The organism is Kribbella jejuensis, assembly GCF_006715085.1.
GTDB classification, from domain to species: domain Bacteria; phylum Actinomycetota; class Actinomycetes; order Propionibacteriales; family Kribbellaceae; genus Kribbella; species Kribbella jejuensis.
Genome location: NZ_VFMM01000001.1, coordinates 2635195 through 2660216, shown reverse-complemented (window position 1 = coordinate 2660216; position 25022 = coordinate 2635195). Strand labels below are relative to the sequence as shown.

21 protein-coding genes and 10 tRNA genes are annotated in these 25022 nt (G+C 67.9%); 14 read left to right on the top strand and 17 right to left on the bottom strand.

Going from position 1 to position 25022, the window contains the following annotated elements; genetic code table 11:
* The first annotated feature begins 7 nt into the window (after positions 1-7).
* From FB475_RS13095 to FB475_RS13080, 4 genes are all read left to right on the top strand, one after another.
* Positions 8-1465, top strand: a complete 1458-nt coding sequence (locus FB475_RS13095; RefSeq protein WP_141855784.1) for an FGGY family carbohydrate kinase — start codon at positions 8-10, stop codon at positions 1463-1465.
* On the top strand, positions 1465-2484 hold the full coding sequence (locus tag FB475_RS13090; RefSeq protein WP_141855782.1) for a 2-hydroxyacid dehydrogenase: 1020 nt from the start codon (positions 1465-1467) through the stop codon (positions 2482-2484). Before FB475_RS13095 ends, FB475_RS13090 begins: the two co-directional genes overlap by 1 nt.
* A 98-nt stretch (positions 2485-2582) precedes the next feature.
* Complete coding sequence (locus FB475_RS13085; protein ID WP_141855780.1) at positions 2583-3779, top strand: Gfo/Idh/MocA family protein; 1197 nt, start codon at positions 2583-2585, stop codon at positions 3777-3779.
* Between the two features lie 70 nt (positions 3780-3849).
* Entirely contained in the window at positions 3850-4188 is a 339-nt protein-coding gene (locus tag FB475_RS13080) for a VOC family protein (protein WP_141855778.1), read from the top strand.
* A gap of 86 nt (positions 4189-4274) precedes the next feature.
* On the opposite strand, the gene FB475_RS36750 is transcribed toward FB475_RS13080, so the two are convergent.
* Positions 4275-4685: a hypothetical protein gene (locus FB475_RS36750; RefSeq protein ID WP_185759236.1), complete on the bottom strand. Its 411-nt coding sequence runs from the start codon at positions 4683-4685 to the stop codon at positions 4275-4277.
* Positions 4682-5362: a GntR family transcriptional regulator gene (locus tag FB475_RS13075; RefSeq protein WP_141855776.1), complete on the bottom strand. Its 681-nt coding sequence runs from the start codon at positions 5360-5362 to the stop codon at positions 4682-4684. The genes FB475_RS36750 and FB475_RS13075 overlap by 4 nt, the downstream gene beginning before the upstream one ends.
* A 121-nt stretch (positions 5363-5483) precedes the next feature.
* Between FB475_RS13075 and FB475_RS13070 the strand changes: the two genes are divergently transcribed.
* From FB475_RS13070 to FB475_RS13035, 9 genes are read left to right on the top strand one after another with little or no spacing between them, the layout of a single operon-like run.
* Positions 5484-8198: a UxaA family hydrolase gene (locus FB475_RS13070; RefSeq protein ID WP_141855774.1), complete on the top strand. Its 2715-nt coding sequence runs from the start codon at positions 5484-5486 to the stop codon at positions 8196-8198.
* 11 nt (positions 8199-8209) lie between these two features.
* Positions 8210-9103: a fumarylacetoacetate hydrolase family protein gene (locus tag FB475_RS13065; RefSeq protein WP_141855772.1), complete on the top strand. Its 894-nt coding sequence runs from the start codon at positions 8210-8212 to the stop codon at positions 9101-9103.
* The gene (locus FB475_RS13060) at positions 9100-10614 is read left to right on the top strand and encodes an aldehyde dehydrogenase (NADP(+)) (protein WP_141855770.1); all 1515 of its coding nucleotides are present in this window, start codon (positions 9100-9102) and stop codon (positions 10612-10614) included. The genes FB475_RS13065 and FB475_RS13060 overlap by 4 nt, the downstream gene beginning before the upstream one ends.
* Entirely contained in the window at positions 10611-12422 is a 1812-nt protein-coding gene (locus FB475_RS13055) for an IlvD/Edd family dehydratase (RefSeq protein ID WP_141855768.1), read from the top strand. The genes FB475_RS13060 and FB475_RS13055 overlap by 4 nt, the downstream gene beginning before the upstream one ends.
* A gap of 59 nt (positions 12423-12481) precedes the next feature.
* A complete protein-coding gene (locus tag FB475_RS13050) occupies positions 12482-13726 on the top strand; it encodes a nickel pincer cofactor-dependent isomerase, group 22 (protein ID WP_238332122.1) in 1245 nt (414 codons plus the stop codon).
* The gene (locus tag FB475_RS37560) at positions 13723-13872 is read left to right on the top strand and encodes a hypothetical protein (RefSeq protein ID WP_238332121.1); all 150 of its coding nucleotides are present in this window, start codon (positions 13723-13725) and stop codon (positions 13870-13872) included. Before FB475_RS13050 ends, FB475_RS37560 begins: the two co-directional genes overlap by 4 nt.
* Before the next feature lie 51 nt (positions 13873-13923).
* Positions 13924-14589 (top strand): U32 family peptidase, encoded by a 666-nt coding sequence (locus FB475_RS13045; RefSeq protein WP_238332120.1) that lies wholly within the window; start codon positions 13924-13926, stop codon positions 14587-14589.
* Positions 14579-15946 carry an FAD-binding oxidoreductase gene (locus tag FB475_RS13040; protein WP_141855764.1) on the top strand — a complete coding sequence of 456 codons (1368 nt, stop codon included), beginning with the start codon at positions 14579-14581 and terminating at the stop codon, positions 15944-15946. The genes FB475_RS13045 and FB475_RS13040 overlap by 11 nt, the downstream gene beginning before the upstream one ends.
* A complete protein-coding gene (locus tag FB475_RS13035) occupies positions 15946-17220 on the top strand; it encodes an alpha-L-fucosidase (protein WP_141855762.1) in 1275 nt (424 codons plus the stop codon). Before FB475_RS13040 ends, FB475_RS13035 begins: the two co-directional genes overlap by 1 nt.
* Before the next feature lie 331 nt (positions 17221-17551).
* Here the strand turns inward: FB475_RS13035 and FB475_RS36745 are convergent.
* The 11 genes from FB475_RS36745 to FB475_RS12990 form a co-directional block, all read right to left on the bottom strand.
* Positions 17552-17635 (bottom strand) — tRNA-Tyr (locus tag FB475_RS36745).
* An 11-nt stretch (positions 17636-17646) separates the two neighbouring features.
* A tRNA-Glu gene (locus FB475_RS13025) sits at positions 17647-17719 on the bottom strand.
* A 34-nt stretch (positions 17720-17753) separates the two neighbouring features.
* A tRNA-Ser gene (locus tag FB475_RS13020) sits at positions 17754-17844 on the bottom strand.
* Positions 17845-17974: 130 nt separating this feature from the next.
* A complete protein-coding gene (locus FB475_RS13015) occupies positions 17975-19171 on the bottom strand; it encodes an RtcB family protein (RefSeq protein WP_141855758.1) in 1197 nt (398 codons plus the stop codon).
* A 29-nt stretch (positions 19172-19200) separates the two neighbouring features.
* A tRNA-Ser gene (locus FB475_RS13010) sits at positions 19201-19292 on the bottom strand.
* A 4-nt stretch (positions 19293-19296) separates the two neighbouring features.
* Positions 19297-19369: transfer RNA gene (locus FB475_RS36740), tRNA-Gln, on the bottom strand.
* A gap of 33 nt (positions 19370-19402) precedes the next feature.
* The gene (locus tag FB475_RS13005; protein ID WP_141855756.1) at positions 19403-19849 is read right to left on the bottom strand and encodes an HNH endonuclease; all 447 of its coding nucleotides are present in this window, start codon (positions 19847-19849) and stop codon (positions 19403-19405) included.
* Positions 19850-19922: 73 nt separating this feature from the next.
* Positions 19923-19996 (bottom strand) — tRNA-Leu (locus FB475_RS13000).
* Between the two features lie 40 nt (positions 19997-20036).
* Positions 20037-20110, bottom strand: a tRNA-His gene (locus FB475_RS36735).
* Between the two features lie 2 nt (positions 20111-20112).
* Positions 20113-20186 (bottom strand) — tRNA-Arg (locus FB475_RS12995).
* Positions 20187-20275: 89 nt separating this feature from the next.
* Positions 20276-20351: transfer RNA gene (locus FB475_RS12990), tRNA-Pro, on the bottom strand.
* Positions 20352-21269: 918 nt separating this feature from the next.
* Here FB475_RS12990 and FB475_RS12985 point away from each other — a divergent pair.
* Positions 21270-21345, top strand: a tRNA-Thr gene (locus FB475_RS12985).
* Positions 21346-21435: 90 nt separating this feature from the next.
* On the opposite strand, the gene FB475_RS12980 is transcribed toward FB475_RS12985, so the two are convergent.
* The 4 genes from FB475_RS12980 to FB475_RS12965 all read right to left on the bottom strand — a co-directional run bounded on the left by FB475_RS12980 (position 21436) and on the right by FB475_RS12965 (position 24946).
* Positions 21436-22554 (bottom strand): tyrosine-type recombinase/integrase, encoded by a 1119-nt coding sequence (locus tag FB475_RS12980; RefSeq protein ID WP_202878319.1) that lies wholly within the window; start codon positions 22552-22554, stop codon positions 21436-21438.
* A gap of 268 nt (positions 22555-22822) precedes the next feature.
* Positions 22823-23008: an excisionase family DNA-binding protein gene (locus FB475_RS12975; protein ID WP_141855753.1), complete on the bottom strand. Its 186-nt coding sequence runs from the start codon at positions 23006-23008 to the stop codon at positions 22823-22825.
* Positions 23009-23039: 31 nt separating this feature from the next.
* Positions 23040-24608 (bottom strand): replication initiator, encoded by a 1569-nt coding sequence (locus FB475_RS12970; RefSeq protein ID WP_141855751.1) that lies wholly within the window; start codon positions 24606-24608, stop codon positions 23040-23042.
* Between the two features lie 62 nt (positions 24609-24670).
* Positions 24671-24946, bottom strand: a complete 276-nt coding sequence (locus FB475_RS12965) for a hypothetical protein (RefSeq protein WP_141855749.1) — start codon at positions 24944-24946, stop codon at positions 24671-24673.
* Positions 24947-25022: the final 76 nt, after the last annotated feature.

Here is a 25022-nt window from a genome sequence, read left to right as displayed (position 1 = left end):
GGGGTACATGGACGTCGGCGTCGACGTAGGCACCACCGTCACCAAGGCCGTCGCATTCAGCGCCGACGGACGCCCGCTGGCCGAGGCATCACGACCGACCCGGCTGTTGCATCGCAGTACCGGACGATTCGAACACGAGACCGCCGAGATAGTTGCTTCGGCCAACGAGGTGGTAGGCGAGCTTGCGGCCACCGTCGGCACGCGGCCTGACGTACTGGCCATCACCGCGCAAGGCGACGGGCTGTGGTTGGTGGACGCGGACGGTGCGGCGGTGCGGCCCGCGATCTCGTGGCTGGATGCGCGGAGCAGCGCGATCCTCGAGCGGTGGACCGCGGACGGCGTTGTGGAACAGGTGTTCCGGCGATCCGGAAATCGGATGTTCCCTGGGGCTTCCGGGCCGTTGTTGGCTGCGGTGCTTGCCGAAGAGCCTACTGTGGTTGAGGCGGCCGGTACGGCGGCGTATTGCAAGGACGTGGTGATGCAGGCGTTGACCGGCGTACGGGCGACCGATGTTTCCGATGCGTCGGCACCGTTTCTTGATCCCAGGACTGGTCAGTACGACGAGGAAGCCCTGGTGGCTACAGGCTTGGTTGGGGTGCGGGAGTTGTTGGCGCCGGTGATGGCCGAGGGACCTGTGGGGGAGTTGCGGGACGCAACTACTGGAATGGTTGCCGGGACGCGGGTTTCGGCGGGGCCTTATGACCTGCCGGCTGCGGCCGCGGGCGCAGGGGTGACCGAGCCTGGGGATGCCTTGCTGACGGTGGGTACGACGTTGGCGTGCCAGGTGGTGACGCGGGAGCTCTCGGTTGACGGTGAGCCTGCGGGGCTGTTCCTCGGGACGTGGACGCCTGGCGTGTGGTTGCGAGCGATGCCGGCCATGGTCGGTACGGCGGCGCTCGATCGAGTGCTCGCGCTCGTTGGTGTGACCACCGATCAGCTGCCCGCACTGCTCGCTGACAGCGCGCCGGGCGCGGGCGGTGTGACCGTACTGCCGTACCTGTCGGAGGCCGGTGAGCGCGCACCGTTCGTCGACACCCGCGCCCGCGGCACGATCGACGGTGTCTCGCTCGCGACGACGACCGCCGACCTCGTCCGCGCGACCTGCGAAGGCATCGCGTACGCGGCCCGGCACTGCCTCGAAGCAGCCGGCTGGACCGGGCGCGTCACGGTCTGCGGCGGTGGCGCCCGGAGCGCCGAGTGGACGCAGATCCTCGCCGACGTACTGAATGCGCCGCTGCACACCGCCGAGGCCGAGCAGGTCGCGGCCCGCGGCGCGGTGATCTGCGCCCGGCGCGCGGTCGACCCGGACAGCGCTGGCCCGGAATGGATCGCGGAGACCCGCCAGGTCGACCCGGATCCGGCCCGCGCCGCGTTCTACGCCGACGGGTACGCCCACTACCTGCGCCGGATCGAGGCCGCCCGCCCGCGCTGGTCGGACCCGGCACCTACCTTCTCTGGAGCGTGATGAGAACCGTCAAGACCCTGCTCGCCGGCGACCACTTCGTCCGCAACGAACAGCTGGCCGCCGCGTTGAGCGCGATCCCGGACGTCGCGTTCGAGTTCCGTGAGGTGACGCTGCCCTGGCCGCTGACGCCGTACGGGCGCGTGGCCGAGGTGGACGAGGCGAGCGATGCCGAGGACGAGCTGATCGACGCACTGGCCGGCGTCGAGCTCGCGGTCACGCAGATGGGGCCCTTCACCGAACGCGTACTGGATGCCGCGCCCGACCTGCGCTACTTGGTGGTTTGCCGCGGTGGACCGGTGAACGTCAACGTGGCGGCCGCTGCCGAACGCGGCGTTGCCGTCGCGTCGACGCCCGGCCGGAACGCGGTCGCCGCCGCCGAGCACGCGGTCGCGCTGATGATGGGTGCCCTGCGCAACCTTCCACGGCTGCAGCGGACGCTCGAGCAGGGTGAGTGGCGGTCGGATCTGTACGCGTACGACGAATGCGGCCTTGAGCTCGACGGGTCGACCGTCGGCCTGGTCGGGTACGGCGCGATCGGCCAGCGGGTCGCCCGCGTGATGCTCGCCTTCGGCGCTCGGGTTCTCGTCTCGGACCCGTACGTCGAACAGGCACCGGACGGTATCGAGCTCGTCGATCTACACGAGTTGCTGCGTCGCTCGGACGTGGTCAGTCTGCACGCGCGGCTGACCGACCAGACCCGCGGCATGATCGGCGCCGAACAGATCGCCTCGATGCCGCGGGGGGCCGTACTCGTGAACACGGCACGCGGCGGTCTGCTCGACTACGACGCGACCGTCGACGCCCTCGAGTCCGGACACCTGGGCGCCGCGGCCTTCGACGTCTTCCCGTCCGAGCCCTTACCCGAGGGCTCGCGCCTTCTGACCGCCCCGAACATCGTCATGACCCCCCACCTGGCCGGCGCCACCCGCCAAACCGCCCACCGCGCCGCCACCCTCGCCGCCGAAGCCGTCACCGCCTTCCTCACCGGCAAGGACCCAGCCGGCCTGGTCCACCCGTAGCCAGGCCACGCCTGCCGAAGGCGTGTTGACAGCGTCACATGTTCCAACGTCTGAATTTGTTCTTCCGTGGAAGAAAAATGTGTGATTGCCTAGTCCGCATGGGAATCAGCATCGGTGTGGTCGGAGCGGGCCAGTTCGCCCCCTCGTTCCTGCGGTTGTGGTCTGCGCATCCGGACGTGTCCGAGGTGCGGCTGACCGACGTCATCCCGGAACGGACGGCGGAGATGGCCGCCAAACAGGGCATCACGGTGACGCACGCGTCGTTCGAGGAGATGCTCGAGTCGGACGTGGACGCGGTCGCGATCTTCACGCAGCGCTGGCTGCACGGAGAGATGGCGATCAAGGCGCTCGAGGCCGGCAAGCACGTGTACTCGACGGTCCCGATGGCGATCGAGGCCGACCAGATCGCCCGCATCATCGAGCTGGTCAAGGAGACCGGGCTCACCTACATGATGGGCGAGACCAGCTTCTACTACCCCTCCTCGGTGTACTGCCGGCAGAAGCTCGCCGAGGGCGCGTTCGGCCGGGTGTTCTACTCCGAGGGCGACTACGTCCACGACATGGACCTCGGCTTCTACGCCGCGTACCAGTACTCTGGCGGCGACGACTGGAAGAAGACCGCGTCGTTCCCGCCGCTGCTCTACCCGACGCATGCCGTCGGCAACGTTCTCTCGGTGACCGGCCAGCACGCCACGCACGTGTCCGCGATCGGCGTGAAGGACGACCGCGGCGACGGCGTCTTCGACAAGGACGTCAGCCAGTTCAACAACGACTTCTCGAACGCGACCGCCCTGTTCAAGCTCGCCGACGGCGGCATCATGCGCACGAACGAGATGCGCCGCGTCGGGTACCCGTCGCACATCCGTGAGTCCCGGCTGCGCGTGTTCGGCACCGAGGGCAGCTTCGAGCAGCTCGCCACCACGACGCTGTGGCAGAACAAGCAAGGCGTCGAGGACATCAGCCACCTGATGGAGACCAAGCCCAGCGGTTCCCTCGAGGACGACGACCTGGCGAACGTCGACCCCGCACTGCGGGACGCGTTCCTGTCCGGCCTCTCCCCGGTCCACGACCGCAGCCGCCTCCCGCAGGAGTTCGCCGGCCTGCACAACGGCCACGAAGGGTCCCACCACTTCCTCGCCGACGACTTCGTCCGCGCGGTCGCCGACAAGACCCTGCCGCCGATCAACGCCTGGGTCTCCGCGCGCTACACCCTCCCCGGCATCATCGCGCACCAGTCCGCCCTCCAAGGCGGCGTACAGCTGGAAATCCCCGACCACGGCGACGCGCCTGAGTGACATCCCCTTCGCAAGCCCGGCAGTGCCTCGCGCACTGCCGGGCTTCGTCGTCGGTTGGCTAGGATCCGGTATGGATCTGTTCGCGGGAGTTTCCGTCAGCGACTACGACGTCGCGGTCGAGTGGTACCAGAAGCTGCTGGGCGCGCCGCCGAGCTTCCTCCCCAACGACGTCGAAGCGGTGTGGGAGCTCGGAGACCACCAGTTCCTGTACGTCGAGGTGGTCCCGGAACATGCCGGGCATGCCCAGCACACCTTGTTCGTCGAGGACTTCGACGCAACGCTGAAGGCCATCGCCGAGCGCGGGCTCGAACCGGCCGTGCGAGAGACCTACGAGAACGGCGTACGCCACGCAACGTTCTATGACCCGGACGACAACGAGGTCTCGTACGGCGGCGCACCGTTGCAGTGATGCAGGACATCTCGTGGGGTCTGGAGACAGGCAATTGCTTGTCCCCAGACGCCAGCGGATGATTCAGCCGCGACATCCGCCGTCGTTCAGCCTGGTACGGCGATCTCGTCCAGGGCGGACCACGGGAGGACGCGGACGTCGACGAGCGGGCGCCTCTCGAGCTCGGCGCGGAGCAGGCGGTGGACGCCGTCGAGGATCGTGATGCGGTCGTCGGGGCGGTGGACGACGTCCAGCGGGTGGCGCAGGTCGGCCGCGAGGGTCCGGTCGTACTGGGCCCGGTAGATGAGCGGGTCGGCCGCGACCTGGTGGGGCGTTAGCTGGAACGGGCGTTCGGCGTGCGCCCAGAACGGAAGGTCCAGGTGATGGGCGAGGTCGGCGACACGCAGCTGAGTGACCGGGAGGTCCAGGGCGTGCAGTCGGTTCAGGTCCCAGTGGAAGTCGAGGATGTACGCCGTCAGTTCCGGAGGTATCGGGAGCGGGAAAGGACGGCGGGTCATTCGTAGATGCGGCGTAGGCGCAGGGTCATCGAGTTTTCGATGTGTTGGGTCATGGCGGCTTCGGCGGCGGCTGGGTCGCCGGAGGTGATGGCTTCGACCAGCGTGCGGTGTTCGGTGAGGACCTCCGGGCCGATGTCGCGGTCGTAGTGGAGGCGGAAGATGTGCAGGTGGCAGTGGGTTCGTTCGAACGCGAGCCGCACCTGGTCGCTTCCGGACAGTGACGCGATCAGCGAGTGGAACCGGTTGTCGTGGACGGTCAGCGACTTGTAGCCGGCGTAGTCGATCGACGTCGGCTCGACCGCGGTCGCGAGTTCGGCCCGCAACTGCTCGGCGCCCGAGGGAGAGATCAGTTCGGCAGCGCGCCGCGCCGCCCACGGTTCGAGCAGCAGCCGGAACCGGTACAGGTCGTCGAACTCCTCGAGCGACAGCAGCGGCGTCGCGCGGTACCCCTTCAGCGGCTCCTTCACCGCCAGCCCCTCCGACTCCAGCCGCGCCAGCGCCTCCCGCACCGGCGTCGACGACACCTGGAACTCCCGGGCCAGTCCGTCGATCGAGATCCGCGCCCCCGGCCGGATGACGTGGTCCATCAGCATCGTCTTGATGGCTTCGTACACGTCGTCGGCGAGCATTTGCCGCCGGAGCAGCCGCCGGTCCACCGGCGCCACTGGCTCGCTCATCAGGTGTCTCCGGATCTTGGTCGCGCCCTTGACCCCACCGGTCAAGTTTCGGCAGGGTAACACTGGTAATCATGCATCATGCACGATTTTGGCCGGAGCTAGCTATGGGGAGACACGAACGATGCTGAGGTTCGAACAGATCGGCGTGCTACCCGAGCCCGGCGACAACGTCGCGATCGCCTCACAGCGGCTCGAGGCCGGCACCGTGATCGAGCTGGACGGTACGGCGGTCACGCTGCCGCACACTGTGCTCGAAGGGCACCGCTTCGTGGTCACGTCGGTCCGCGAGCACGAGGCGCTGACCTCCTGGAACACCGCCTTCGCCCGCGCGTCCCGCGATCTCGTCCCAGGTGATTACGTCTGTACGCCGACCAGCCTCGCCGCGGTCACCGCCCGCGGCGTGGAAGGGTTGCCGTCGGAGCCGTCCGCGACCAACGAGCCGCTCGACCCGTTCGAGCTCGACGAGTCCGCGCTGAACTTCGGCGCCCAGGTGACGAGTGTCGAGCAGCCCGGTACGTTCCTCGGCTACCCACGCGAACAAGGCCCGGCCGGCACCCGGAACCACGTCGTACTGCTTGCCACGAGCTCCCGCAGCAGCGGATTCGTCACCGAGCTCGCGCGCCGCTTCGCCGGAGCGGCCGCGGGCGACGGTGTCGTACCGGTCGCACACACCGAGGGCGGCGAGGACGACGTACCGAACAACCTGCACTTCCTGCTCGCCACGCTCGGCGGCTTCACGCTGAACCCGAACGTAGGCGCCGTCCTGATCGTCGACACCAAGGACGACGTCGTCTCCGGCGCCGCGATCAGGAACTTCCTGGCCGAGAACAACTACCCGTCGATCAAGGTGCCGCACGCGTACTTCACCCGCAGCGCCGGCTTCGAGCACGACCTGGCCGCCGCGGCCGCGCTGGTCGAACCGTGGCTGCCGATCGTGGACGCGCAGCAGCGCGTCGAGGTACCGCTGGCCGATCTCAGGATCGCCCTGCAGTGCGGTGGAAGCGATGCGTTTTCCGGAATTTCCGCCAATCCGCTCGCCGGTCAGGTCAGCGCGGAGATCATCCGCCACGGCGGTACGGCGGTGCTCGCGGAAACCGACGAGCTGATCGGCGCCGAGCCGTACGTACTGAAGAACGTCCGCGACCTCGCCACCGCGCGGCGTTTTCTGGCCACGATCAAGTCGTTCAAGGAACGCGTCGGCTGGCACGGGCACACCGCCGAGGGCAACCCGTCCGGCGGAAACGTGTACCGCGGCCTGTACAACATCGTGCTGAAGTCGATCGGCGCCGCCCGGAAACTCCCGCGGGAGGTCCGGCTGGACCACGTGATCGACTACGGCGACCCGCTGCCCGGCAACGGCTACATCTTCATGGACAGCCCCGGCAACGACCTGGAGTCGGTGGCCGGCCAGATCGGCAGCGGCTGCAACCTGATCTTCTTCACCACGGGCAACGGCTCGATCACCAACTTCCCGTTCGTGCCGACGCTCAAGTTCGTCACGACGAGTGCGCGGTACGAGCGACTGCGCGCCGAGATGGACGTCGACGCCGGCAAGTACCTGACCGGTACGTCGATGGCGGACCTGACCGCGGAGACGTTCGACCTCGTCGTCCGTGTCGCGTCGGGGGAGAAGAGCGCGGGCGAACGCGCCGGGCACAGCCAGGTGTCGATCTGGCGGAACTGGAAGCAGACCGGCCCGCGCGAAGGCATCTCGATCACCACCGACGGCAGGATGGCCCGCAAGCTCACCGACCTGCCGGCCGAGGACCGCGACGCCCCGCTCAGCGGCCAACCGCACCCTGGCCTGACCTCGGACGGCCGGACCCTCGCCAACCTCCTCGAAGTAGACGACCGACTGGTCCCCGAGGCAGTCGGCTTGATCCTGCCGACCAGCCTGTGTTCCGGCCAGATCGCGCTGCGGATCGCGGCCCAGGCCGAGCTGGAGAAATGGGCAGGCGACGCGGTCACCCGGATGGTCGCTCTGCCGCACACTGAGGGCTGCGGCAGCAGCGGTGGTGCGTCGGAGGAGACGTTCGCGCGGATCATGCTCGGCTACCTGCTGCACCCGAACACCCGGATGGCGCTCCTGCTGGAGCACGGCTGCGAGAAGACGCACAACGACTATTTCCGCTCCCGGCTCGTCGAGGCGGGCGCGGATCCGTCCCGGTTCGGCTGGGCGAGCATCCAGGGCGACGGCGGCCTCGACGCGGTCGGTGGCAAGGTCAAGGACTGGTTCAGCAGCTTCGACCTGCCCGCCCCGGTCGAGCAGTCGGGCGATCTCGGCGCGCTCACGATCGGCCTGGAGGCGCGCGGCCCGTTCTCGGACCAGACCGCCGAGGCGTTGGCGCTGATCGGCCGGGAAATCGTTGGCGCCGGTGGTTCCGTCGTACTGTCGTCTCGTGGAGGCCTGCTTGCGCACGACGGTTTCCGTACGGCGGCCTTCGGAAACGCGGACGAGGTCGGGCCGACCGTCGCGCACGGCCAGCGGCTCGCCGCGCCGGGATGGCACGTGATGCGGATGCCAGGGACGGACTGGATGGAAACCGCTACCGGGTTCGGGGCGACCGGCGTCCAGCAGATCCTCGCGCATGTTGCCGGTGGCACCTTGTCGGCGCAGCGCTTCGTACCGGTCGTTGAGTTCAGCAACGACCCGGAGACGGTTGCGACGTACGGCGACGATCTCGACGCAGTGGCCACCGGTGACGCGGCCGAGCAGGCCCGGATCGGGCTCGACACGATCGCCGCGGTCGCGAGCCGCCGGCTCGTCCCCAAGGCGGTTGCCTCCGGCAACATAGGTTTCCAGATCACCCGTGGACTTCTCGGTACGTCGATGTGAAAGGCCTCCTCATGCACTTGGTCCGTTATCTCTCCCCGGTCGACGGCAGACCTGCTCCCGGCGTGCGCACCGGTGACACGGTCGCTCCGCTGGAGGGCCTGAACAGCTTCGCCGAACTGTTGCGGCTGCCGCTCGCCGAGTTGCAGGCCGCGGTCACCAAGGTCGGCGCGGAGCTTCCGGCCGAGGGGCTGAAGTACCTGCCGCCGCTCGACGGTCGCGGCGAGGTGTGGTGCGCGGGTGTGACGTACGAGCGGTCCCGCGGCGCGCGGATGGAGGAGAGCACCGAGCAGTCGGTGTACGACAAGATCTACACCGCCGAACGGCCCGAGCTGTTCCAGAAAGCGCCCGCCTGGCGGGTGGTCGTCGACGGCGAACCGGTCGGGATCCGCTCCGACTCCGGTCACGACGTACCCGAGCCGGAGCTCGCGGTCGTTGCCAACAGCCACGGTGAGATCGTTGGCTTCACCATCTGTAACGACATGAGCTCGCGGTCGATCGAAGGCGTGAACCCGCTGTACGTGCCGCAGGCGAAACTGTTCGCCGGTGGCTGCGCGCTGGCGTCCGGGATCCGGCCGGTCTGGGAGGTTCCCGATCCGAAGGCGCTCGGCATCACGGTGTCGATCCGGCGCGGTGCCGGCGCGGTGTTCAGCGGTGCGACGTCGACCGAGAAGCTGGTCCGCGACCTGAAGGACCTGATCGACGTACTGTTCCTGCCGAACGACTTCCCCGACGGCGTGATCCTTGCCACCGGCACCGGAATCGTCCCGGAACTCGACTTCGCCCTGGCCCAGGGCGACGTCATCACGATCACCATCGACGAACTCGGCACGCTGACCAACCCTGTCACCACCGGCAAGGAACCGTTCGGCTTCCTGGCCACCGACAACCTGGAAGGAATCCGATGACCTCGGACCAGGGCACCCAGCCCACGCCGGCCGCCGATGCCACGGGGGGTGCCGCTCCCGTCGTCCCGGACACCACTCCGGCCCAGCTCGAGCATGCCCTCGCCGCGGCAGCTGCTGCGGCGCCCGCCTTCGGGGCTGCCGAACCCGCCGTCCGCGCCCGGTGGATCCGCGCGGTCGCGGACGCGCTCGACGCAGCCTCCGGAGACCTGGTGCCGATCGCGATGCGGGAGAGCTCGCTGCCCGAGGCGCGGCTGACCGGAGAGGTTGCCCGCAGCACCGGTCAGCTGCGGATGTTCGCGGATGTGCTTGAAGAAGGCTCGCTGCTGGACGTCATCATCGACACAAACGACCCACAGGCCAAGCCTGTCCCGCGCCCTGATCTGCGCCGTGTCCTCGTCCCGCTCGGCCCGGTCCTGGTGTTTGCCGCCAGCAACTTCCCGTTCGCGTTCAGCGTCTGCGGCGGCGACACCGCCTCCGCCCTGGCGGCCGGTTGCCCGGTCATCGTGAAGGCACATCCGGGTCACCCCGAGCTGTCCGCGCGCACCGCCGAGGTGATGATCCAGGCGCTCAAGGAGGCCGGCGCACCGGACGGGACGTTCGGCGTGATCTCCGGATTCGACGTCGGCGTCACAGCTTTGAAGGACCCGCGGATCACCGCGGCCGGCTTCACCGGTTCGGTACCGGCCGGCAAGGCGTTGCACGAGATCGCGGTCACCCGCCCGGAACCGATCCCGTTCTACGGCGAGCTCGGCAGCCTCAACCCGGTGTTCGTCACCCAGGCCGCTGTCGATGCCCGCGGCAAGGAAATCGCCACCGGGTACGTCGGTTCGTTCACGCTCGGCGTCGGCCAGTTCTGCACCAAGCCCGGGCTGCTCTTCGTCCCGTCGGGCCACGGCCTGCAGGACGAACTGACCGCAGCGGTCGGCGGCGTCGCCGAGGCGAAGATGCTGAACGACCGGATCAAGGAAGGCTTCACCTCCGGACTGGACCGGCTGGAGAAGGTCGACGGTGTCCGCGTCTGGTCGAGCGGCGCGGCGACCCTTCTGCAGACCACCGTTCCTGAACTCCTCGCCCGCCGCGACGAAGTCCTCGAAGAGTGCTTCGGCCCGGTCTCGATCGTCGTCGAGTACCAGGACCGCGGCGAACTGGTGCAAGCCCTGGAAGCGTTCGAAGGCAACCTGACCGCGACCCTGCACGCCGAGGACTCCGACGCGGAGCTGGCCCGCGAGCTCCTGCCGAAGCTGACGGCACGAGCCGGGCGCGTACTGTGGAACGGCTGGCCGACCGGGGTCGCGGTCTCCTGGGCGCAGCACCACGGCGGCCCGTTCCCGTCGACGGTCGGGTCGATCCACACCAGCGTCGGCGTCACCGCGGCCCGCCGGTTCCAGCGCCCGGTCGCGTACCAGGACGCCCCGGACGCCGTGCTGCCCGACGTACTGAAGGACTCCAACCCGGCCGGGATCGCCCGCCGGGTGAACGGAACCGTGACCACAGGTGAGGTGTCGCGATGACTGATCTGCCTCCGACCAACGATCCGGGCGAGGGCGATGTCCTGGCCGGTGAAGCCGAGCCGGCGTCGACCGGCCGGCGGAGTTTCGACCACTGGTTCGGCGAACACGGCCGGAACGGGTTCATCCACCGGTCCTGGATGAAGGCGCAGGGGTTCACCGAGGAGGTGTTCGACGGACGCCCGGTGATCGGGATCTGCAACACCTGGTCCGAGCTGACCCCGTGCAACGCGCACCTGCGGCGGCTGGCCGAGTCGGTCAAACGCGGCGTCTGGCAGGCCGGCGGTTTCCCGCTCGAGTTCCCGGTGATGTCGCTCGGCGAGACGCTGCTGCGGCCGACCGCGATGCTGTTCCGGAACCTGCTCAGCATGGACGTCGAGGAGTCGCTGCGCGGCAATCCGCTCGACGGCGTCGTACTGCTGACCGGGTGCGACAAGACCACGCCCGGTTCGATCATGGGTGCCGCGAGCGTCGACCTGCCGACGGTGGTTGTCACCGGCGGTCCGATGTTGAACGGTAAATTCCGCGGCTGCGACATCGGCTCCGGTACGGCGGTCTGGCGGTTCACGCAGGACCTCAACGCCGGGCGCATGTCGGCCGAGGACTTCGCAGCGGCCGAGGCCGGGCAGTCCCGCAGCAACGGCCACTGTATGACGATGGGTACGGCGTCCACGATGGCCTGCATGGCCGAGTCGCTCGGCCTGCAACTGACCGGCGGCGCGGCGATCCCCGCGGTCGACTCGCGCCGGTACGTGATCGCGCAGAAGTCCGGGCAGCGGATCGTCGAGATGGTCAAGGAAGACCTGAAGATCAGCGACATCCTGACCCGGGACGCGTTCGCGAACGCGGTCCGGGCGAACGCCGCGATCGGTGGTTCGACCAACTTCGTCATCCACCTGCTCGCGATCGCCGGCCGGATCGGCGTCGACGTGACGCTGGACGACATCGACGAGTGGGCGCGCGGCGTCCCGTGGCTGGTCGACCTGCAGCCCTCCGGGAAGTACCTGATGGAAGACTTCTACTACGCCGGCGGTCTGCCAGCGGTGCTGAAGGAGATCCTTCCGCTGCTCAAGACCGACGCGATCACGGTCACCGGCAAGACGATCGGCGAGAACGTCGCGAACGCCCAGCGGATCGAGGCGACCTATCCCGGTGGCGGCGGGACCTATGCGGCGATCCGGCCGGTCGGCGATCCGCTGGGAAGTGGCGCGGGAACCGCGGTCCTGAAGGGGAATCTCGCCCCGGACGGTGCCGTCATCAAGCAGTCGGCGGCGTCCGAGCGGCTCTCGCGGCACCGCGGGAAGGCGTTGGTCTTCAGCAGCATCGAGGAATACGACAAGGCGGTCGAGGATCCCGACCTCGACGTCGACGAGGACACCGTACTCGTCCTGCAGAACGCCGGGCCGCGTGGCTATCCGGGGATGCCGGAGGTTGGCAACATGACGATCCCGCGGAAGCTCGCGGAGATCGGTGTCGACGACATGGTGCGGATCTCGGACGCCCGGATGAGCGGTACGGCGTACGGCACCGTCGTACTGCACGTCACGCCCGAGGCGGCCGTCGGCGGTCCGCTCGCGCTGGTGCGTACCGGTGACTGGATCGAACTCGACGTACCGGCCCGCCGGCTGCATCTCGACGTCTCCGACGAGGAGTTGGAGAAGCGCCGAGCCGACTGGCAACCACCGACGCCACCCACGGACCGTGGCTGGGCCCGCCTGTACGTCGACCACGTGACCCAGGCGAACAAGGGCTGCGACCTCGACTTCCTCGTAGGCCGCACCGGCTCGGCCGTCGGCCGCCAGAGCCACTGATGGACTGGGGACCGTTCGAGGCCGTCCGGGGTTTGCGACCGGACGGCAAGCTCCCTCAGGTGACACCGATCCGGCGGATCCTCACCGATCTACCGGTGTCGGCCGACCCGTACGCCGACGCCCTCGCGGCACTTGCCCCGCTGCGGGAGCGAATCCGGCCAGGTGCGCGGATCGCCGTCACGGCCGGCAGCCGGGGGATCCGTGACCTGGTGCCCGTGGTGAATGCGGCCGTCGACTGGCTGCGTGACGCGGGCGCCGAACCGTTCGTTACGCCGGCAATGGGATCGCACGGCGGGGCGACGGCCGACGGCCAGCGCGAAATGCTCGAAGGCCTCGGCATCACGCCGGAAACCGTTGGCTGTCCCATCGAAGCGACGATGGAAACCGTTGTCGTCGGCACCCTGTCCGACGGGACCGAGGTGCACCACGATGCGATCGCCGCCAAGGCCGACGGTGTACTCCTGGTCAACCGGATCAAGCCACACACCGATTTCCGTGGCCCGATCGAGAGCGGGATCGCGAAGATCCTCGCGATCGGGCTCGGCAACCACCGCGGCGCGGCCTCCCTGCACGCCGGCGGCATCCCGTCGCTCGGCAGCAACATCGAGGCCGCCGCCCGGATGATCGTTGCGCAAGGCAAGATTCTTGGCGGGCTGGCGATCCTGGAGAACGCCGAGGACCGCACCGCCTCGATCGAGCTACTCGAAGCAACCGGCATCGCGGAGGCGCCGGAAAACGCTCTGTTGCAACGGGCGTCCAGCCTCCTCGGCCGGCTCCCGTTCGACCAGCTCGACGTGCTGGTGGTCGACGAACTCGGCAAGGACAAGTCCGGCGCCGGCATGGACACCAACGTGATCGGCCGCTGCTGGGTGCACGGCATCCCGGAGTTCGAATCGCCGGACATCGCCGCGATCACTGTCCACTCGCTGTCGCCCGCGTCCCACGGCAACGCGTCCGGCCTCGGTCTGGCCGACGTCGTCCCGGCGCGTCTACTCGAGCAGATCGACCTCCAGGCAACCTATGTGAACGCGCTGACCTCCGGTGCCGGCGGTGCGCGACGTTCCCGGCTGCCGATGGTGATGGAGGACGACGAGACCGCCGTGCTCGCGGCGGTGACGATGTGCGGACGGCGGCACTGGTCCGAGCTCCGGCTGGCCCGGATCAAGGACACGCTGTCGCCGAACGAGTTGATGGTGACGCCGGCCCTGCTGACCGAGGCGGCCGAGCGATTCGATCTCGAGATCACCGGTACGGCGCGGGACCTGGCGCCGGGCGGCCGGCTCGGACCTTGGAGCGACCAATGAACCTCCGCGCAGCACGCGCCCTGCTCGCCGACCGCGGTTTCGGGCCCGGCGAGACGTCCACAAGGACGTTCGCCGACGGGACGCCGTACAAGATCGAGATTCCGTCCTGCGAAGGGCCGCGGGTGATGGCCGCGGTACTGGAGTAAGCCAAGGAACGCGGTATCACGATCGACCGGGTCTCGCAGGGCAGCGGCGTGATGATGCTGACCGACGGCGAGATCGAGGAGATGCTGTCGCTCGGCGCCTCCGCTGGCGTCGAGGTCTGCCTGTTCCTCGGACCGCGAGGCGCGTGGGACATCGGTGGTCAGGCCAAGGTTTCGGCTGCCGTCGGCGGTGTTGCGCGCGGCAACGAACAGGTCGCGGCCTCGTTGTGTGACGCCTTCCGCGCGGTCGAACTGGGTGTACGCAGCCTGCTGGTGGGCGACATCGGCGTACTCGAGATCCTGGGCCAGCTGAAGATCGACGGTGAACTGCCTGCGGATCTGGTGCTGAAGACATCGGTGTTGATGCCGTTGCCGAACGCACCGACCGCCCGGCTGTACGAGCGGCTCGGCGCGACCAGCCTGAACGTGTCGACCGACCTCCCGGTACCGGTACTCGCCGAGATCCGCTCGGTGACGACCGTACCGATCGACATGTACATCGAGGTACCGGACGACCAGGGCGGGCACGTGCGCTTCTACGACGTACCGGAGATCGTCCGGGTCGCCGCGCCGGTGTACCTGAAGATGGGTCTGCGGAACGCACCGAACATCTACCCGGTCGGGGCGCATCTTTCCGGTACGGCGGAAGCCCTCGGACGTGAGCGCGTCCGCCGGGCCGAGCTGATCCTGCGGTTGCTCGCGGAGCAAGATGAAGGATGAGTTCATTGACCGGCTGCGGTCGGTCCTCGCTGACGTCGTCGACGATCCGGACATCCTGGACAGTCATCGCAACGATCACGCCACGTTCTGCACGGCGGGTGTGCCGCTTGCGTTGGTGCGCCCAACGAGCACGGCAGAGGTGCAGGAGGTCATGCGACTGGCGTCCGAGTCCCGCGTACCGGTGGTCACGCAGGGCGGCCGGACCGGGCTGTCCGGTGCGGCGAACGCCGTTGACGGGTGCTTGTTGCTGTCGACGACGCGGTTGAACCAGATCCTGGAGATCTCGGTCGAGGATCAGGTCGCCGTCGTCCAACCGGGTGTGGTGAACGCGTCGCTGTCGCGCGCGGTGCTGGAGAAGGGCCTGTTCTATCCACCGGATCCGTCGTCGTGGGAGATGTCGACGATCGGCGGGAATATCGCGACGAATGCGGGCGGGCTGTGTTGCGTGAAGTACGGCGTGACGTCGGACTTCATCCGCGGCCTGGAGGTCGTGCTCGCGTCGGGCGAGGTCGTCCGCACCGGCCGGCGCCCCGCCAAGGGTGTCGCCGGATACGACCTGACCCGCCTGATCGTCGGCTCCGAAGGCACGCTCGGCGTCGTCACCGAGGCGACTCTCGCGCTGCGGCCGGCCCCTGAGTCCGCACTGACTGCCGCCGCCACCTTCCGCACCATCGAGGACGGCATCGCCGCCGCGGCCGCCGTGATGGCATCCGGCCTGCGCCCCTCCTTGCTGGAGTTCCTCGATCAACCAACGCTGCGGGCGATCCAGGACTATCGGGACATGGGTCTTCCCAGCGATGTCGGCTCGATGCTCCTGGCGCAGTCGGACCGGGGTGCGCGGGCGGTTGACGACGTGTCCCGGATCGCTGAGATCTGCACGGCTCATGGTGCGATCGACGTCGCCGAGGCCTCGGACGCCGAGGAATCGGCCATGCTGCTGGAGGCGCGCCGGCTGGTCAACGCGGCGCTGGAACGACTGGGCGTGACGCTGATCGACGACGTTTCGGTACCGCGTTCGCAGCTCGTCACGCTGCTGCGCGGCATCGCCGACATCGGCACGAAGTACGACGTACTGATCTTCTGCCCGGGTCACGTCGGCGACGGGAACATGCATCCGACCGTGGTGTTCGACCGCGACGACCCGGCGGCCGAGGCCCGTGCGCTGCAGGCGTTCGGGGCGGTGATGGAGCTCGGGCTGCGGCTCGGCGGGACGATCACCGGCGAGCACGGAATCGGAACGTTGAAGGCGCAGTGGCTGGAGACCGAGCTCGGGCCGGTCGGGCTCGAACTGCACCGGCGGATCAAGGCCGCGTTCGATCCGTTGAACCTGCTGAACCCGGGGAAGGTGTTGCGGTGATGGATGCCTCCGCCGTACGGCCGTCGGCGCGGCAGGTCGCTTGGCAACGGCAGGAGCTGACGGCCTTTGTGCACTTCGGGCCGAACACGTTCACCGATCTCGAGTGGGGGACCGGGGTCGACGATCCGGCCGTGTTCGATCCGACGGCGCTGGACTGTTCGCAGTGGACGCGGACGTTGGCGGAAGCCGGTTTCAAGAGCGTGATCCTGACGGCCAAGCACCACGACGGATTCTGCCTGTGGCCGAGCAAGTTCCTGCCGCATACCGTTGCCGCGTCGCCCTATCGCGGGGACGTGGTGGGCGAGTTGTCGGCTGCTTGTGCGGCCTCGGGTCTTGGGTTCGGCGTATACCTGTCGCCGGCGGACCTGTACCAGGAGAAGGCCCCGGGTGGGTACTACGGCAACGGCAGCCCGGCGGTACCGTCGCGGATCGGCGAGTTCGAGTACGTCGTCGACGACTACAACCGGTTCTACCTCAACCAGCTACACGAGTTGCTGACGTCGTACGCGCCGATCGCCGAGGTGTGGCTGGACGGGGCGAACCCGACCAGTACCGCGCAGACGTACGCGTTCGATGCGTGGTTCGACCTGATCCGGCGGCTGGCGCCCGATGCGACGATGGCCGTCGGCGGCCCGGATGTGCGGTGGGTCGGCAACGAGGACGGGTTCGCGCGGGAGACCGAGTGGAGCGTCGTACCGTTCGCCGGTGGCGCGATGGTGGCGGAACAGACGGCTGCGTCGGTTGCCGGGCCTGATGAGTTGGCTCGCGCCGACGAATTGCGCTGGTATCCGGCCGAGGTCGACGTGTCCATCCGGCCCGGCTGGTTCTACCACGCCGCCGAGGACGGAGCGGTCAAGCAGGTTCCCGAACTCCTGGACATCTATCGCAAGTCGGTCGGGCGCAACGCCGTACTCCTCCTCAACATCCCACCCGACCGCCGCGGCCTGTTCGCCGACCCCGACGTCTCGGCCCTGACCGACTTCGGGGCGGCGGTCCGCTCGTACTACGAAACTGATTTGGTGCTACCGGCAACTATCAATGTCCTGGATCTTCGTGAGGACATCGAGCAGGGGCAACAGATCGAGTCCTTCGCGGTAGACGCATCAGTCGAAGGCTCTTGGCAGGAGATTGCCACCGGCACCACGATCGGCCACCGCCGCCTGCTCCCGCTGGACAAGCCGATCGAGGTCGACGACGTACGAGTACGGATACTCGCGACCCGAGCCGAAACCGCCGTACACCTGACAACCCACTACGACCCGACCATCGCCTAGGTCCCCCTGCCCGGAGTCGAACCAGGAATCGGACCTTCGGAGCGACCTGGTTCGGCTCCAGGGGGTAGGCAACGACAGGCCGCACCTGTCGTTGCTTTCGCTACTCCTGAACCGAGACCACACGGGTCCAGTCGGAGCACTCGGCCTCGCACCACACGTGATCCCCACGGTGCGCGATCCGATCCCGCTGCACATGCCCGCAGGCGAGCAACACCCGCCGCATCGAGTGCCCTTGCTTGACCGGAGCACCGGTCCTGCCACCAGGCACCCGCTTCCTGTTCCTGAGGTCGGCCACGGCCGGTCCTCCTCTCTTCTCTTCTTGGTTGATACGTGCAGAAGGCAGGATTCGAACCTGCTCAGCCCGAAGGCAACGGGTCTACAACCCGCCCCGCCTCTCCCACGACGGCGCTCCTGCAAGGTGCCACGCACCCCGTACCGGATTCGAACCGGCGATCTCCTGGCTGAGAACCAGGCGTCCTGACCACTAGACCAACGGGGCCTGGCTGGGTGGCTGGTCCATCCCAGCCACCCAGCGGTGAGAGCGAGATTCGAACTCGCGAGCCGAGACGACACCCGACCAACGGTTTAGCAAACCGCAGCCCCTACCAACAGGCGGACCTCACCAACCGCCGCCCGCCGTCTCCCCTGTGGACGGCGGGCGGCTGTGGATAACTTGCCGGCCGACTCCCTCCGCGCTTGTACGCTTAGTGCAGAGGAAGAGAGCGCACGGCGGGGCGCACGCAACCGGCCCAGCTCAGCCCTTGACGCAGATGACCTGCTTGAGGTGCGCGACGACCTCGACCAGGTCGGACTGGGCGGCGATGACCGAGTCGATGTCCTTGTAGGCGGCGGGGATCTCGTCGATCACGCCGGCGTCCTTGCGGGACTCGACGCCTTCGGTCTGGGACACCAGGTCAGCGACCGTGAAGTGGCGCTTGGCCTCGTTGCGGCTCATCCGCCGGCCTGCCCCGTGCGAGGCCGAGTAGAACGAACGCTCCGAGCCGAGCCCACGGACCACGTACGATCCGGTGCCCATCGACCCGGGAATCAGCCCGAGGTCACCACGCCCCGCCCGGATCGCGCCCTTGCGGGTGACGAGCAGATCGAGCCCGTCGAACTGCTCCTCGGCCACGTAGTTGTGGTGGCACGAGATCGGCTGCTCGAACCGTACGTCGACCTCGAACGACTCCCGCACCGCCTGCATCACGAGTGCGAGCATCACGGCCCGGTTCCGCGCGGCGTACTCCTGGGCCCACGTGAGGTCCCGGCGGTACGCGTCCATCTCCGGCGTACCGGACAGGAACACCGCGAGGTCACGGTCCGGCAGATCCGCGTTGTGCGGCAGGTCCCGCGCGATCCGCATGTGCCGTTCCGCGAGCTCCTTGCCGATGTTGCGGCTGCCGGAGTGCAGCATCAGCCACACGCGGTCCTCGTCGTCGAGGCACACCTCGATGAAGTGGTTGCCGCCACCAAGCGAACCCATCTGCTGCTTCGCCTTCCGTTCCCGGTCCTGCACCCCGTCGTGCAGACTCGAAAACGCGCCCCACAGCTTGTCCCACGGACGCGGATCCAGACCGAGCCGGCGTACCCCGACCGCGTCCTCGTGCGCCCGGAACCCGACCGGTACGGCGGCCTCGATCCGGGAGCGGATCGCCGACAGGTCGTCCGGCAGATCCGACGCCGTCAGCGACGTCAGTACACCTTCCATCCCGCACCCGATGTCGACCCCGACCGCGGCCGGCGAAACGGCCTGGTACATCGCGATCACCGATCCGACCGTCGCACCCTTGCCGAGGTGTACGTCGGGCATCACCCGGACGCCGTGCACCCACGGCAGCGCCGCGATGTTCCGCAGCTGCTGGAGCGCCTTGGCGTCCACCTCGTGCTCCTGCGCCCACATGAGCGTGGAGCTCTTGGCCCCACTCAGCTCAACCGGAAGCTCCACGTTCATCTCCCTCACTCTCCTCGTTCGACTGCATGCGGCGGAAGCAGGTCTCGAACCTGCACGCCCACTGAAGGGCCGACCGTTTTCGAAACGGTTGCCGATAGGCCGAAACTCGGCTTATTCCGCCAGAGCTGCCAGGGCAGGGCTCGAACCTGCGGGACCTCGGGTCAGAACCGAGGGTGGGTCACCGTCGCCCACCTGGCATCGCGCTCCGCCGCGACACCTGGTGGGTCGAGGTCAGAGCGCCAACTCGGCACGGGAAGGGATCCACGGCTGCCACAACAGTGGCATGCCGGCCTCTTCCGGTGTGCGCGAGCCCTTCTTCTCGTTACACGCCGCGTGCGCTGCCACGGCGTTCAGCCATTCACCACGTCCACCCCGCGATCTGGGGATCACGTGGTCCATGGTGGTGGCGCCGAGCTTGCCGCAGTACGCACAGGTGTACTTGTCCCGCTTCAGTACGCCGGCCCGCGTGTACTGGAGCCGCCCACCGGCGTACCGCCACTTCATCACGACGTACCGGACCAACCGGAGCACACGGGGGAGGGGGAACGGGCCGATGCTGGCGCCGTCGTGCGCTTCCTCGACGACGGCGACCTCCCGGACGAGCATCCGGATGGCGTGCGGGATCGACACGACGTGCAGCTGCTCGTACGAGGCGTTCAGGACGATCACACCGCTCATGTGGTTCCTCCTCCTCTCCAGTGTGCCCGACCGGCGGTCAGCAGGTCGGGGAATCTCGGTGTCGGTCGGTTCGTGCGGCCCCAGGGATTCGAACCCTGAACCCCCTGGTCCTAAGCCAGGCGCCTTTCCCAGTTGGGCCAGAGCCGCGCAGGTACGTCGTACTCCGCGTGAGCGCGACGTACCGCAGGGTGTCCGGCGGGGCTCGAACCCGCTTCCTCCGGGGCCACGTCCCGGCGCATCGCCCACTTCCGCTTCGGACACAGCACGCCCGGCAGGACTCGAACCTGCAACCTCCTGCTTCGTAGGCAGGCACTCTCTCCAGTTGAGCCACGGGCGTTCACGCCCCGCGCCGGATGTGCTGCGGATTTCCGGCGCGAGGCAGTCTGTGGCGCCCGCTCGGCCGGTAGCAAGCATCCTGCGGGCGCCTGGTCCAGCTGGGAGGACTCGAACCTCCGTTCTCCTCAACCCAAATGAGGCGGCCTGGCCACTGGCCTACAGCTGGTAATTGCGACAAATGTCCAGTTGTCAATTGTTCGTGCCGGTATCCGTGAATACCGGAAAGCACCGATGGAGGGAATCGAACCCTCGGAACGCGGGTTTGGAATCCGGTTCGCAACCATTGCACACCGGCGACGGCCCGCACTGCGGGCAAAAGAAAAGAGCCGCCTGCTGCCGGTACCCGGCTCAGACGGCTCCTGGAGATCTCCCCAGTTCAGGGATCATCCAGGAGACCCGTCCAGGCTCAGGCTGAGCTGGTGGGACTCGTATGCCTTGTCGCACACCGGTCGCAGACACGCCGACAAAGCCATGCGGCCCCGCCGCCAGGCTTCATTCAGAATGTCCGACCCGTACACGATCTCTCCTCAGGTTTCTCAGGCTTGCCGGAATAGTTTCACCCAGCCCCCACAGCGAAGTCAACGCATTTCCCGACCCAATTGTTCCCACTAGCTTTTCCACCGGCGCTACGACGCAAAAATCCCAAGGCTGGTTCCGCCACGCCACCCCCACCCGGACCTCCAGCAACCCCCGAGGCCAGGACGCCGCCGGCCTCCCGACGCCCGACGCCCGACGCCCGACGCACTGCGCACGGATGGCCGAGCTCCTCGGTGCTTGTCCGCGGAGGCTGACCGCGAACCGGCTCAGGCGCACGCGGTCGGTGGGTGGGGCCGGCCCGCCTACACGATCGGTTAGCGCAGGCGACTCGGAGCGCCGGGGAACCCCAGCGGAGCGCGACCCCCGCCTGATTCGGTACGCCGTAACCCGCGCGTACCTGTGCGGCCCGACATGACCTACACGGTCACCGCGGCCATCGGTATGCCGGAAAGTGATCCCCAGCACACCAGCACCCCTCATACCCACCGGAGGAGGAACCGATTCGGAATCCTCCCCCTCCTCCCGCTACACTCTTGCCGCAGCACCCGCCGCCTTAGCTCAGTCGGCAGAGCGTCTCACTCGTAATGAGAAGGTCGTCGGTTCGATTCCGACAGGCGGCTCCACCAGAAGTACGCGCTGACCTGCGCAAACACCGTCCGACGTGGAACCGGGCACCCCGCCCGGTTGCAGTTCGAGTTGCAGTTCGGCCATTTTCACGGCGTACCGCCCCAGAGGGCGCGGCCCATCTGCTGGGCAGCGTCGGCTGCCATCGGTGACGCAACGTGCGTGTATCGCTGCGTCAGTCGGATGTCGGAGTGACCGAGGATCTCCTGCACGATCCGGACGTGGACGCCGAGCTCGATCAGCACCGTGGCGGCTGTGTGCCGTCCGTCGTGCACGCGAGCATCCCGGACGCCGGCCACTGCGAGAAGGTCTTTCCAGTCGTCCCAGTCCTTGCGCGGGTCGATCGGTCGTCCATCCGGCCGACAGAACACGAGGTCATGATCCTCCCACTCGGATCCGGCTGCGAGCCGCTCAGCGTTCTGGGCAACTCGGTGCAACCGGAGCAGGGGTACTAGCTCGGGAGGCAGCGGAACTGTCCGCTTGCTCTTGCCCTTCGGCGGCCGGAACACCAGACCACCACCGCGCCGCTGCGGGCATGTGCTGGCGTGGCGCTTGCATCCGTCCGGGCACAGCCGCTTGGCATCCTTGCCGATGCACTGATGGCGGCGACCAGACTTCCGTGCAGCCTTCGGACAGTCCTTCGGGCAGGGTCGACGGTGCTTGTCCTCGCAGCAGGCGACGGGATCATCGCAGCCGTGCTGCCACTTGTCGCGCTTCAACTGCCACCAGACGCGGACCTGTCCCGCGTCGAGGTCGACGTACTCCCAACGCAGACCGATCGCCTCGCCCTGTCGGAGTCCCATCGCGAGACCGATTGCCCACCGAGTGCCATTCCGGCGTTTGGCCGCTGCGGTCAGAATGTTCCGCGCCTCGGCTTGCGTCAGCGGCTTGATCTCTCCGTCCCCGGCGCTGGGTGCGTCGATGAGCTTGGCGACGTTCCGCCCAACCTTGTCGCGCCTGTGTGCGACCTCCAACGCGCGGCTCAGGACGCGATGGACCTTGAGCACTGTCGACTCCTTGCGGCCGGCCAACGCCATGGCGGTGTACAGCTCGTCCAGGTGGTCGGGGTAAAGGCGATCGAGCCGGTGCTTGCCGAGGTGCGGCGCGATCCACACCCGATTGAGCGACAGGTAGTCATCCAGGGTGCCCGGTGTCATTTTCCCCGTAGCAACCAGCCGCGGACAGATCGTCTCAAGGTAGGTGGTCATCCACTCAGCGACAGTTGGTTTCCGGCCTGGCTTGCTGGTCTTGCCCGCGTCACGCTCCTGCTCGAGCTTCCGCACCTTGCGTGTGACGTCAGTTTCAGTCGCTCCGGTGCGATGTCGGCGGTCCGGTGATCCATCCGACTTGACGCCCATGGTCACCCAGCCGTGCCACTTCCCGTCGGTCTTGCTTTCGTAGATCGAACTTCGAAGGTTCGGCTTCCGCGTGCTCACTGGCTTCCAACCCTTTCCATATCGAGAGGCGACACAGTCGTCACGCCGCCGAGTCCTCCAACTTCTTTGCGTACTCGCGGATCGCATCGACAGACACGCGACGCGAACGTCCAATCCGCACAGAGGAGACCGCTCCATCCGCAATGAGCTTGAACATCTGGGTACGTCCAACGCTCAGTGCCTTCGCGGCCTCCTCGACCGTCATCAGGATCTGTAGTTCGGGCATCTGGTCACCTCCTCTCGTTGACAGTTACGTGTCAGTCGTTGTTCTCGGCAAGCAGTTCTTTCAGCAGGCGTCTGTGTTCTCGTGCTTTGGCAGCGGCGGTGTTGGCAAGGAGCGCGTCGCCAAGGGTCTTCCAGCCCGTTCCGGCGTAGCTGAAGTTGCCGACGATGAGGGTTGTCTCGGTGCTGTCGGTGTGGTCTTGGGTGCGGTGGTGGTCGCGTCGCCAGTTCGCCCGCGCCTCACGGAGTGCCTTGAGAGTCGTCGAGTACTGGCGGGACTTGGTGGAGAAGTGGCCGCCGAAGCCGAGCATGTGTGCCCAGCGCTGCAACCGCCTGTAGGACAGCCGTCCGGAGTTCTTGGCCGCCTCGGTTTCGTCCAGGTCGGAGCCGGGTCGTCCAAGTCTCCAGCAGGCGTCGACCAATCGGCCGGCGTGCGTGTGGTGGTCGGCGTACCGGTGGACGGTGGCATTCGTCAGCCTTGCCGATGAATGCCCGGTGGCTTCAGCGCCCTTGGTGGCGTACTTGGCGAGGTACCCGGCGACGGCGGTGTCGGTGATTGCTCCGTCGACTGCGAGCCGGACGGGACGCAGGTCGAGTTGGGTGCCCCATTCGATGAGCCAGCCTTCGGGCCGATCAGGGTGCGGGAGGGACCGGAACCGGACGGACGCAGCGGCGCGGCGTACCGCGTCGGAGAGCATTTTGAAGGTCGCAGCGCACGCAGGCGGCTCGATCACGGTCGGATCGAGCGGGTTGATGCCGTCGAGACGCATGAGCGCGTGGAAGTGGGCGACACCACGTGCCTGGAGTTCGGCGACCTTGCCGTAGGACAGTTTGACCGAGCAGCCGTGCTGCTTCGCTTCGACCCGGAGAATCTCTTTGGCGCGATCCATCGTGCGCCGCCACAGCTCACCGGACAGAGCGTTCCAAACGACCTGGTGGTCATGGTCGTAGCAGTCCAAGCAGAGCGGTGTGCCGAGGATCTTCTCGCCGTCGTGGTGGGTCTGGTGGCAGCGCAGGTCGACGCCGTGGGGGCAGATCTCGGCGTTGCGGCGGGGTCGGCAGGGCCGGTTGCGGATCTGGCCGTCACGGGTACGGATGGAGCGGGTGCCGTGGATAGGGCCGAAGGTGGGGGCGGTGAAGGTGACGAATGTGGACGGGTGCTGGGCGACGGACTGCGGGATGCCTTTGCCGCCCTGGAGGCCGGCCAACACGAGTTGGTAGGTGTCGCCGCGGTAGGTCTCTGCGCAGGAGGGGCAAACGGCGGCGCGGCGGTTCCCGCAGGCCTTGTAGATGACCCGGTCAGGCATATCGTCGGTATGCCGGGTGGAGATGATCCGCCCGGTGCGTTCGGACACGACGTGGGCTTCGCCGCGCAGCTGGATGGGCCGGGCGCAGCCACCTGCCGAGGCGGTGTGATCCAACCAAGCGGTGTATTGCGCGTAGTCCGCGGCTGATGCTGCGCGGGCTACTGCTTGCTCGAGGCCGGAGGCGGGATTGGAGCGTTTGCCCGGATCGACGCGGGGCCGGTACGACTCGACGTGCAGGAGCGGGTCTTGGAGGCCGCTCGGCGGCTCGATCGGGGTCGTGGGCGTGCTGGTGGTCACGGAACGGTTCCTCCTTTCCGGGCTCAGCGCGGTCTGCGCCGGGTCGCGTTGACAGTTACGTGTCAGGCGGCGGTGGAGCTGGTGGTCGACCCGGTGGCGGGACGGGCGGGGTCGAGAGTCGAGACGCCGAAGAGCTGGTATCCGCAGCCGGGGCAGTAGCGGGCTTCGGTGTGTCCGTCGATGGCGATGACGGTGTAGTCGTCGCCGGGTTCGAGGACGGTGGGGCACCAGTCGTGTCCGTCGAGGTGGTCGTTGGCGACCCAGTCGCACAGGAAGGTGCTGTCGGCAACGGCGTGGTAGACGGTGACTTCGGCGTAGGCGTTGCGGTTGGTGGTCATCACGAGGGTCCTTCCTTGGAGTGGTCTGTCGGGGTGGTTCGGTGTTCGCCCTCGTCTCCGGGACCTGGTGGGTTCC

Coding starts and splice junctions, on each gene's coding strand:
- FB475_RS13005 (WP_141855756.1), bottom strand. CDS start 19,849: ATGAGCGGTGTGATCGTCCTGAACGCCTCGTACGAGCAGCTGCACGTC.
- FB475_RS13070 (WP_141855774.1), top strand. CDS start 5,484: ATGCTGAGGTTCGAACAGATCGGCGTGCTACCCGAGCCCGGCGACAAC.
- FB475_RS13015 (WP_141855758.1), bottom strand. CDS start 19,171: ATGAACGTGGAGCTTCCGGTTGAGCTGAGTGGGGCCAAGAGCTCCACG.
- FB475_RS13055 (WP_141855768.1), top strand. CDS start 10,611: ATGACTGATCTGCCTCCGACCAACGATCCGGGCGAGGGCGATGTCCTG.
- FB475_RS13095 (WP_141855784.1), top strand. CDS start 8: ATGGACGTCGGCGTCGACGTAGGCACCACCGTCACCAAGGCCGTCGCA.
- FB475_RS37560 (WP_238332121.1), top strand. CDS start 13,723: ATGAACCTCCGCGCAGCACGCGCCCTGCTCGCCGACCGCGGTTTCGGG.
- FB475_RS36750 (WP_185759236.1), bottom strand. CDS start 4,685: ATGACCCGCCGTCCTTTCCCGCTCCCGATACCTCCGGAACTGACGGCG.
- FB475_RS13090 (WP_141855782.1), top strand. CDS start 1,465: ATGAGAACCGTCAAGACCCTGCTCGCCGGCGACCACTTCGTCCGCAAC.
- FB475_RS13060 (WP_141855770.1), top strand. CDS start 9,100: ATGACCTCGGACCAGGGCACCCAGCCCACGCCGGCCGCCGATGCCACG.
- FB475_RS12965 (WP_141855749.1), bottom strand. CDS start 24,946: ATGACCACCAACCGCAACGCCTACGCCGAAGTCACCGTCTACCACGCC.
- FB475_RS13040 (WP_141855764.1), top strand. CDS start 14,579: ATGAAGGATGAGTTCATTGACCGGCTGCGGTCGGTCCTCGCTGACGTC.
- FB475_RS13080 (WP_141855778.1), top strand. CDS start 3,850: ATGGATCTGTTCGCGGGAGTTTCCGTCAGCGACTACGACGTCGCGGTC.
- FB475_RS13085 (WP_141855780.1), top strand. CDS start 2,583: ATGGGAATCAGCATCGGTGTGGTCGGAGCGGGCCAGTTCGCCCCCTCG.
- FB475_RS12980 (WP_202878319.1), bottom strand. CDS start 22,554: ATGACCACCTACCTTGAGACGATCTGTCCGCGGCTGGTTGCTACGGGG.
- FB475_RS13075 (WP_141855776.1), bottom strand. CDS start 5,362: ATGAGCGAGCCAGTGGCGCCGGTGGACCGGCGGCTGCTCCGGCGGCAA.
- FB475_RS13065 (WP_141855772.1), top strand. CDS start 8,210: ATGCACTTGGTCCGTTATCTCTCCCCGGTCGACGGCAGACCTGCTCCC.
- FB475_RS13045 (WP_238332120.1), top strand. CDS start 13,924: ATGATGCTGACCGACGGCGAGATCGAGGAGATGCTGTCGCTCGGCGCC.
- FB475_RS13035 (WP_141855762.1), top strand. CDS start 15,946: ATGGATGCCTCCGCCGTACGGCCGTCGGCGCGGCAGGTCGCTTGGCAA.
- FB475_RS12975 (WP_141855753.1), bottom strand. CDS start 23,008: ATGCCCGAACTACAGATCCTGATGACGGTCGAGGAGGCCGCGAAGGCA.